The following is a 389-nucleotide window of genomic DNA, read 5'->3' as shown; positions in this document are numbered from 1 at the left end:
CAAGCGAGATTGACGCGGCCGTGGACGAAGCGCAACGTGCGTGGCCCGGGCTGACCATCCGCGTCCTGCGTCTGGAGGCGGGGGGCAGGGCGGTGCAGCTTGAAGGGCAGACAGACGCCTGGCTGGTGCGTGACCGCGCCAACGCCATTCGCATTTCTTTGCCTAGCGGGGCGTCCACCCGCCGCAGCGCGGACGAGCTCGACGTGCATCAGCGCATTTCAGAGCTGGCCGACCCGCTGCATTTCGGTGCTTTTGGCCCCTGGCCCGTACGCGCCATCTGGTTCCTGTTCGGTTCCATGCTGACCGCGCTGAGCGTGACGGGTGCCTATCTCTATGGGCTGCGCATCGCGGGCGCCAGCGCCAAGATCCGCGCCAAGGCGGGGCATGAC

General features: G+C 67.9%; 1 protein-coding gene. It reads left to right on the top strand.

The features are described 5' to 3' along the window. On the top strand, window positions 1–389 hold a 389-nt coding region (locus SB751_RS28425; RefSeq protein WP_410748840.1), incomplete at both ends, for a PepSY domain-containing protein.

This window comes from Cupriavidus sp. SIMBA_020 (genome assembly GCF_046535395.1).
Lineage (GTDB): Bacteria > Pseudomonadota > Gammaproteobacteria > Burkholderiales > Burkholderiaceae > Cupriavidus > Cupriavidus campinensis.
The sequence above is the reverse complement of the archived record's forward strand: the minus strand, read 5'-3'. Positions and strand labels throughout refer to the sequence as shown.